Source organism: Streptomyces colwelliae (assembly GCF_048158785.1).
Lineage (GTDB): Bacteria > Actinomycetota > Actinomycetes > Streptomycetales > Streptomycetaceae > Streptomyces.
Genome location: NZ_JBLTJC010000435.1, coordinates 1 through 7,971 on the forward strand (window position 1 = coordinate 1; position 7,971 = coordinate 7,971).

Consider the following 7,971-nt stretch of genomic DNA (forward strand, 5'->3'; position numbering starts at 1 on the left):
GGTGGAAGGCGGGGGCTTCTGTGCGGGCCGGGGAGAAGGTCGAGGACTCGATGCCTAGGCCGGCGATGGCGATTGTGGGGCGGGATGAAGGCAAGGGGGCTCCAGGTTGTGGGTCGGGTGCGGGTTCGTTGTGGCTGGTCGCGCAGTTCCCCGCGCCCCTAAAAGCAGTGGGTCATCGCGACCCCGATGAGCACGACAGGGTCATCGCGGTCCCGATTGATCTGTGACCGTTTGCAATGCCTGCGCCAGGGCCCGTTGCAGTGCGAACTGGCCTGCGCCCACCAGGCCCGCGTCCGCGCCCAGGCTGGCGCGCTCGATCACCAAGTGCTCGGTGACCAAGGGGTGGCAGCCCTCGTACAGCTGGCTGCGGACTGCCGCGACGAAGGGTTCCAGGGTGGAGAGGATGCCGCCCAGGTACACGGCGTCGGGGTTGAAGAAGTTGACGTTGGCGGCCAGGACCTGGCCCAGGTAGCGGCCGGCCTGGCGGACCGCGCGGGTTGCCTCGGGGTGGGCGTCGGTGGCCAGGCGTACGACGTCCTCGGTGGACGTCACGCCGAGGCCGTGGCCGCGCAGGATGCGGACCAGGGCGGCACCGGAGGCGACGGTCTCCAGGCAGCCGGTGTTGCCGCAGGAGCAGGGCGTGTCCTGGGCGGCCTCGACGCGGACGTGGGTGATCTCGCCGGCCGCGCCGGTGCCGCCGCGGTAGAGGCGGCCGTCGGCGATGACGCCGGCGCCGATCCCGGTGCCCACCTTGACCATGATCGACTGGCGGCGCTCGGCGGGCTGGACGGTGTGTTCGCCGACGGCCATGCAGTTGGCGTCGTTCTCGACGGCGGCCGGCACCTCGAAGCGGTCGGCGAGCCAGTCCCTGATCGGGAACTTGTTCCAGCCGGGCATCCGGGCGGGCAGCGTGACGATCCCGGAGGCGATGTCGACCGGTCCCGGCAGGCACAGGCCCACGCCCCGCAGCCGCTCCCGCCCGTGCCGCTCGGCGAGCGCGGTGAGCGTCTCGGCGAGGCCCGGCAGCGCGGCCTCGGGACCGTCCGCCGTGGGGAAGGGCACGGTCGACACGTCGGTGAGCCCGCCGCCGGGGAGCACGACCCCCACGTGCGCGTGCTTGCCGCCCAGCTCGGCCGCGACCGCGAACCCGTCGCTGCCGCCCAGCCGCAGCACCTTGCGCGGCCGGCCGCCGGTGGAGGACCGGGTGCCGTGCTCGGCGACCAGCCCCAGGGACACCAGCTGGCCCACGGCGAGGGAGATCGTCGAGGGCGCGGCGCCGAGCAGTTCGGCGAGTTCGGTGCGGGTGGCGGCCTGCCCGGAGGCGAGGAGTTCGAGGACGTGCTCGGCCAGTGAGGAGACGCCCGAGGTGCTCTTCCGGCGGTGCGCACTTTTTTCAGGCATGAAGGAAGTTACTTCCGGATCGGGTGATCGAGGCGACGAGCGTAAGCCACTCGGATGGGCTCCCGGCTTTTTTCAGAACAGCAGAAACAGGCTTTTTACAGCGGCATGCCTGTTTCTTCGACACCAGGGGTCGTTGACTGTCCTCACTCCCGCCTCCGCCCCTCTTTTTCCGAGGAGAACCATGTCCCCTGTTCGCTCGAGACTCCTCGCCGGTGCCTCCCTGACCACGGCTTCGCTGCTGCTCGCGGGCTGTTCCGGGTCGAGCGGCACGTCGTCGTCCGGGTCGCACGACTCGATCAACTACGCGCTGCCCGCGAACTTCACCCCGAACTGGATCCTCCCGATCGGCACCGCGGCCCACCTCAACACCAACAACATCTCCATCGCGAACTCGCTGTGGGAGCCGCTGATCGCCTACGACGGCTCGACCGGCAGCATGGGCTGGAACAAGAAGGGCTCGGTGGCGACCGCCGCCGACTTCGCGGCCGACAACAAGAGCGTCACGATCACCCTCGGCGACCGGCACTGGAGCGACGGGAAGCCGATCACCTCCGCCGACGTGAAGTTCTGGTTCGACCTCATCAAGGCGAACAAGGCGCAGTGGGCGGGCTACAACCCCGGCAAGGCGCCGGACAACTGGACTTCTTTCAAGACCGTGGACGCCAGTCACTTCACGATCACCTTCGACAAGGCCTACAACCCGCAGTGGATGCTGGCCAACGAGTTGAGCTCCATCAACCCGCTCCCCCAGCACGTGTGGGACAAGGCCGGGGACGCCAAGAAGGACTGGACGTACCTCAACAACGCGGCGAAGAACATCAGCGGTTACGCGTCGAACGCCCTGTGGAAGACGGTCAGCGGCCCGTACACCGTGAAGTCCTTCTCCACGGCCGGCAAGGTCGTCCTGGCCGCCAACACGAAGTACGACGGCGGCGAGAAGCCCGGCATCCCCACCGTGAACCTCCTCCCCTTCACGACGGCGGACGCCGAGAAGAACGCGCTGCGGTCCGGGAGCGTCGACTACGGCTACATCGAGGCGACCGACCTCGACCAGAAGGCGAGCTTCACCGCACAGGGCTACACGGTGAAGCCGTGGTCGGGCTGGGCGATCACCTACATGCCGTACAACTTCAACAACCCTTCCATGGGTGCCGTGTTCAAGCAGCTGTACGCCCGGCAGGCCGTGCAGAAGTCCATCGACCAGAGCGCGCTGGCGAAGGTCATCTTCAACGGCACGGCGGTGCCCGGGTACGGGCCGATCCCGCAGGCGCAGAGCTCGTCCTTCCTGTCGGCCACGCAGAAGGGCGACCCGTATCCGTTCTCGACCTCGGCCGCCAAGTCGCTGCTGAGCAGCCATGGTTGGAGCGAGCAGGGCGGGGTCATGACCTGCACCAGCCCCGGCACCGGCGCCGCGCAGTGCGGTGAAGGGGTCGCCAAGGGGACGAAGTTCCAGATGCAGGTGCTGTCGCAGTCCGGTTCGACGGTGACCGACAACATGATGAGCGCGATCCAGTCCTCGCTCGCGAAGACCGGCATCAAGTTCTCCATCAAGACCGCGCCGGTCAACTCCGTGCTGTCGCAGACCCCGCAGTGCACGGCCTCGCAGTCGATCTGCAAGTGGCAGCTGTCCTTCTTCGGTACGGCCGGCAGCTGGTACTTCCCCGCCTTCCCGACCGGCGACTCCCTGTTCCAGTCCAAGGGCGGCGCGAACTTCGGGAACTACTCCGACGCCGATGTCGACAAGCTCATCTCCGCGTCCACGACGTCGAGTTCGACGCAGGAGATCCAGGAGTACAGCGCGGCCCTCGCCAAGGATCTGCCGGTGATCTGGCTGCCGGAGCCCGACTACCAGATCTCCGTGGTCAAGAACGGCCTCGGCGGCTTCTCGCAGGACCCGCTCGCCAACTTCCACCCGGCACAGTGGAAGTGGACCAGCTGAGGCATGGACACCCTTCTGTATCTGACCCGGCGCATCGCCCAGGCGCTGGTCGTGATCCTCATCGTGACGGTCGTGGTGTTCGGCCTGCTGCACGCGCTGCCCGGGGGTCCCGCGCGCGGGATCCTCGGCCCGCAGGCCACACCTCAGCAGATCACGCTGTTCAACCACGACCAGGGGCTCGACCGGCCGCTGCCCGTGCAGTACCTGTACTACCTGCGGCAGTTGCTGCACGGTGACCTCGGCACGTCGTACACCCTGAACGAGGCGGTGTCCCGGCTCATCGAGCAACGCCTCCCGAAGACACTGGTGTTGACCGTGTTGTCGGCGGTTCTGGGGCTGCTGCTCGCCATTCCGCTGGGCATGTGGCAGGCGGTGCGACGGAACAAGCCGGCCGACTATGTCATCACCACGTTGAGCTTCGTGGCGTATTCGACTCCCGTGTATTTCCTGGGACTTGTGCTGGTGCTGGTCTTCACACAGGTGTTGCGGTGGTTTCCTTCTCAGGCGCCGCAGGGGGACACCGTGGCTCAAGTCTTCGCGGATCCTGTGGCGTTGGTGCTGCCTGTGGTGACCGGGGCGGCTTCGATGGTTGCCGTGTTCAGTCGGTATATGCGGGCCTCGACGTTGGAGAACCTTTCCGAGGACTACGTACGGACTGCTCGGGCGGGGGGTTCTCGGCAGCGGGCGATCCTTTTCAAGCACGTGTTCCGGAACTCGTTGACGCCGGTGATCGCGATGCTGGGGTATTACGTGCCGGTGTTGTTCGGTGGGGCGTTGGTTGTTGAGCAGCTGTTCAACTACCCAGGGATGGGGCTGTTGTTCTGGAGTGCGGCTCAGTCTTCGGACTATCCGGTGCTTCTCGGGTGTGTGCTCGTCATTTCCGTCGCGACGGTGGTGGGGACGTTGCTTGCGGATGTCGTGCAGCGGGTTGTTGATCCTCGGGTCAAAGGGGGCCGAGCGTGAGTGTTCAAAGTGCCAGCCGGTGGGGGTTGCTCGCGCAGTTCCCCGCGCCCCTAAGTGCGCGCTTCGCGCGCAACAAGCTTGCCGTTGCCGGACTCCTGGTGGTGGTCCTCTTTTTCCTGTTCTGCTTCGTGGGGCCGCTTCTCTACTCCACCGATCAGATCCATACCGATCTCACGCAGGTCAATCTCCATCCCAGCGGGGCGCATTGGCTCGGTACCGATGCCGTTGGGCATGACGAGCTCGGGCGGTTGATGTACGGCGGGAAGGTCTCGCTGCTCGTCGGGCTTGCGGCCGGGGTGCTCGCCACCGTCATCGGGACGGTCTGGGGGGCGGTCGCCGGGTATGCCGGTGGGTGGGTCGATGCCGTGATGATGCGGGTCGTGGACGCGGGCATCGCCATCCCGGCGCTGTTCATCCTGCTCGTCGTGTCTGCCATCACCACGCCCGGTGTGCCGGGGCTGATCGTGATTCTGGGGGTGGTGTCCTGGCTCGTGCCCTCGCGGTTGGTGCGGGCGGAGACGTTGACCTTGAAGAGCCGCGACTATGTGCTGACCCTGCGCGCCATCGGCGGTTCGCACAGCCGGGCCATCACCCGGCACATCCTGCCCAACTCGGTGTCGACCATCGTCGTCGCGGCCACCTTCCAGGTCGCCGACGCGATTCTGCTCGTCGCCTATGTGTCCTATCTGGGGCTGGGAGTTCAGCCGCCGTCGACCGACTGGGGCGGCATGCTGTCGGCCGGGCTGACGGCCGCTTACTCGGGGCGCTGGTGGCTGATCGTTCCGCCGGGCCTCGCGATCATCCTCGTCGTGTGCGCGTTCAACGCGATCGGCGACGGGCTGCGCGACGCCTTCGATGTGAAGGGACGGGGATGAACAGCATCCTGGAGATAGCGAATCTGAGTGTCACCTTCTCCACCGAGAGCGGTGATGTGCCCGCCGTGCGTGGGGTGTCCTTGCGGGTGGAGCCCGGGGAGACGCTCGCCCTCGTCGGTGAGTCCGGGTCGGGGAAGTCGACCGTCGCGCTCGCCGCGCTCGGGCTGTTGCCCGGTAACGCCCGTGCTTCCGGGGGTGTTTCGGTCGGCGGTACGGATGTCGTGGGGGCCGGTGAGGCCGAACTCTCGCGGTTGCGTGGGCGTACGGCTTCGATGGTGTTCCAGGAGCCGGCCACCGCGCTCGATCCGCTGACCCGAATAGGCAAGCAGATAGCGGAAGTTGTACGGAATCATCAGGACGTCTCCCGGCAGGAGGCGGCCGCCGAGGCCGTCGCGTTGCTGCGCCGGGTCGGGATTCCCGAGCCTGAACGGCGGGCTTCCGCCTTTCCGTTCCAGCTGTCCGGTGGGCAGCGGCAGCGGGTCGTCATCGCCATGGCCATCGCCAACTCGCCCGGGTTGCTCGTCGCCGATGAGCCGACCACCGCACTGGACGTCACCGTGCAGGCCGAAATCCTCGATCTGCTGCGGGCGTTGGCCGCCGACTCCGGGACCGGCGTGCTGCTGGTCACGCACAACATGGGGGTCGTCGCCGACTTCGCCGATCGGGTCGCCGTGATGTTGGAGGGGGAGATCGTGGAGACGGGGGCGGTGGAGGACGTGCTGTTGCGGCCCACCCATGAGTACACGCGGCGGTTGCTGGCCGCTGTGCCTCGGCTCGCCGTGACCGGGAGTGGGAGTGGGAGTGGGAGTGCCGTGAGCGGGGAGGCCGAGGGGGCTCCTGTGGTCGAACTGCGGGATGTCTCCGTGCAGTTCGGGCGTGGGCCCCGTGCCGTGCGGGCGCTGGAAGGCGTGTCGCTGACCGTGCGGGCCGGTGAGACCGTGGGGCTCGTCGGTGAGTCCGGGTCCGGTAAGTCGACCGCCGCACGAGTGGCTCTTGGGCTGGTCGCGCCGGAGTCGGGGGGCGTTTCGCTCTTCGGGGCCGATCTGCGCAGGACGCGGGGACGGGCCCGGCGGGCGCTGCTGGCCGGGGTCGGCGTGGTGTTGCAGGATCCGGTGGCCTCGCTGGACGCGCGGATGAGTGTCGCGGAGTGTGTGGCCGAGCCGTTGCGGGTGCACCGGCGTGGGATGGGTGCCGTCGAGCGGCGGGAGCGGGTCGCCGAGGTGCTCGAACTGGTGCGGCTGCCACGGGAGTTGGCGCGGCGCGGGCCGCGTGAGCTGTCCGGTGGGCAGCGGCAGCGGGTGAGTCTCGCGCGGGCGCTGGTCCTCGAACCGCGGCTGCTGGTCGCGGACGAGCCGACGAGCGCGCTGGACGTGAGCGTGCAGCGGACCGTGTTGGAGGTGATCACCGAGTTGCAGGCGGAACTCGGGTTCGCGTGTCTCTTCGTGTCGCACGATCTCGCCGTGGTGCAGCGGTTCGCGGGGCGGGTCGTCGTGATGCGGGGCGGACGGGTCGAGGAACAGGGGCCGACCATGAGCACGTTGCTGCGCCCGGAGACCGAGTACACGCGCCGGCTCATCGCCGCCGTGCCCGTCCCCGATCCGGTGCTCCAACGGGAGCGCAGGGAGCGCCGGTTGACGTTGGGGACGGGGGCCGGCGCGTGACGGACTCTCCGGAGGTGGTCGCCGGCGTCGACATCGGCGGGACGACCACCCAGGTCGTGCTGTGCACGGCCGGGCTCGACGTCCTGGACCGGGCGGAGGTACCGACCCCGGCGAGCGAGGGCGGGGCCGCGATGCTCGACGCCGCGCTCTCCGCGCTACGGCTGCTGCTGGACCGTACGCCCGCCCGGTTGCTGGGGGTCGGGGTCGGCGCGGCCGGGCTCGTGGACGTACGGGCCGGGCGGATCCTCGTGGCGAGTGACTCCTTTCGCGACTGGGCCGGGTTCGAGGTGACGGCAGGTGTCCAACAGGCCCTGGGCGTACCGGCGTTCCTCGACAACGACGTCAACGCGTTTCTGCGCGGGGAGGTCGCGAAGGGTGCGGTCGCCGGTGAGGAGAACGTGCTCGGAATGACGCTCGGCACCGGGGTGGGCGGCGCGCTGTGGCTGAATGGCGCCCTGTACGACGGGCCTCGCGGGGCTGCCGGCGAGATCGGTCATGTGCCCGGGTTCGGCGAGCTGCCGTGCACGTGCGGCGGTCGGGGGCATCTGGAGACGCTGGCGTCGGGGCGGTCGGTCGCGGCGCGGTACGGGGAGCGGACGGGGCGTGCGCGGACGGCCCGTGAGGTCGCCGAGGCGGCCCGGGCGGGCGATCCGGACGCGCGTGCCGTGTACGCGGCGCTGGGCCGCGGTGTCGCCCGTGCGCTGCTGATCACGGCGGGGCTGCTGGATGTCACGACGTGTGTGATCGGCGGGGGTGTCAGCCGGTCGTGGGCGCTGGTCGAGTCGGCCGTGCGGGAGACGTTGGCGCTGGAGCCGCCGGTGAGCGGTCACCCGGTGCGGGTGCTGCCGGCGCGGCTGGGCGGTGACGCGGTGGCGATCGGGGCGGCGGCTCGGGCGCGGGCGGAGCTGCTGATCCACACGGGCGGCTCGTGATCCACACAGGGGGCTCGTAGCGGACACCTACGTGAACGACGAGAACCGGCCAAGCACGACCGTGTGATTGACGCGCACACGCCCCATCTCTACCTTCTGATCGACTTACCGAACCTAGTTCGGGATGTCGAACGACAGGTATCAATGGGCCGCTCGTATCCCCCTGGAGAACACATGGCCGTCCCTCCTCTCCCCCACCC

General features: G+C 68.7%; 7 protein-coding genes. 5 read left to right on the plus strand and 2 right to left on the minus strand.

Annotated elements, in window-relative coordinates:
* Both ACNFOC_RS46695 and ACNFOC_RS46700 read right to left on the minus strand, forming a co-directional pair.
* Window positions 1–94 (minus strand): M81 family metallopeptidase (locus ACNFOC_RS46695; RefSeq protein ID WP_416965082.1); only part of this gene is annotated, 94 nt, incomplete at its 3' end.
* Window positions 95–201: 107 nt separating this feature from the next.
* Window positions 202–1,401, minus strand: a complete 1,200-nt coding sequence (locus ACNFOC_RS46700; protein ID WP_416965077.1) for an ROK family transcriptional regulator — start codon at window positions 1,399–1,401, stop codon at window positions 202–204.
* A gap of 181 nt (window positions 1,402–1,582) precedes the next feature.
* Here ACNFOC_RS46700 and ACNFOC_RS46705 point away from each other — a divergent pair, with 181 nt between their 5' ends.
* Genes ACNFOC_RS46705 through ACNFOC_RS46725 form a run of 5 tightly spaced genes read left to right on the plus strand, consistent with a single transcriptional unit; the run spans window position 1,583 to window position 7,771 of the window.
* Window positions 1,583–3,340, plus strand: coding sequence for a peptide ABC transporter substrate-binding protein (locus ACNFOC_RS46705; protein WP_416965078.1), 1,758 nt, complete (start codon window positions 1,583–1,585; stop codon window positions 3,338–3,340).
* A 3-nt stretch (window positions 3,341–3,343) separates the two neighbouring features.
* A complete protein-coding gene (locus ACNFOC_RS46710) occupies window positions 3,344–4,303 on the plus strand; it encodes an ABC transporter permease (protein ID WP_416965079.1) in 960 nt (319 codons plus the stop codon).
* Between the two features lie 26 nt (window positions 4,304–4,329).
* Window positions 4,330–5,178, plus strand: coding sequence for an ABC transporter permease (locus ACNFOC_RS46715; RefSeq protein ID WP_416965083.1), 849 nt, complete (start codon window positions 4,330–4,332; stop codon window positions 5,176–5,178).
* The gene (locus ACNFOC_RS46720) at window positions 5,175–6,839 is read left to right on the plus strand and encodes a dipeptide ABC transporter ATP-binding protein (RefSeq protein WP_416965080.1); all 1,665 of its coding nucleotides are present in this window, start codon (window positions 5,175–5,177) and stop codon (window positions 6,837–6,839) included. Before ACNFOC_RS46715 ends, ACNFOC_RS46720 begins: the two co-directional genes overlap by 4 nt.
* Entirely contained in the window at window positions 6,836–7,771 is a 936-nt protein-coding gene (locus tag ACNFOC_RS46725; protein ID WP_416965081.1) for an ROK family protein, read from the plus strand. The genes ACNFOC_RS46720 and ACNFOC_RS46725 overlap by 4 nt, the downstream gene beginning before the upstream one ends.
* The last annotated feature ends 200 nt before the right edge of the window (window positions 7,772–7,971 follow it).

What these genes read in the sequence shown, in the direction of transcription:
- ACNFOC_RS46700 (WP_416965077.1), bottom strand. Translation starts at nt 1,401, where the DNA reads ATGCCTGAAAAAAGTGCGCACCGCCGGAAGAGCACCTCGGGCGTCTCC.
- ACNFOC_RS46705 (WP_416965078.1), top strand. Translation starts at nt 1,583, where the DNA reads ATGTCCCCTGTTCGCTCGAGACTCCTCGCCGGTGCCTCCCTGACCACG.
- ACNFOC_RS46710 (WP_416965079.1), top strand. Translation starts at nt 3,344, where the DNA reads ATGGACACCCTTCTGTATCTGACCCGGCGCATCGCCCAGGCGCTGGTC.
- ACNFOC_RS46720 (WP_416965080.1), top strand. Translation starts at nt 5,175, where the DNA reads ATGAACAGCATCCTGGAGATAGCGAATCTGAGTGTCACCTTCTCCACC.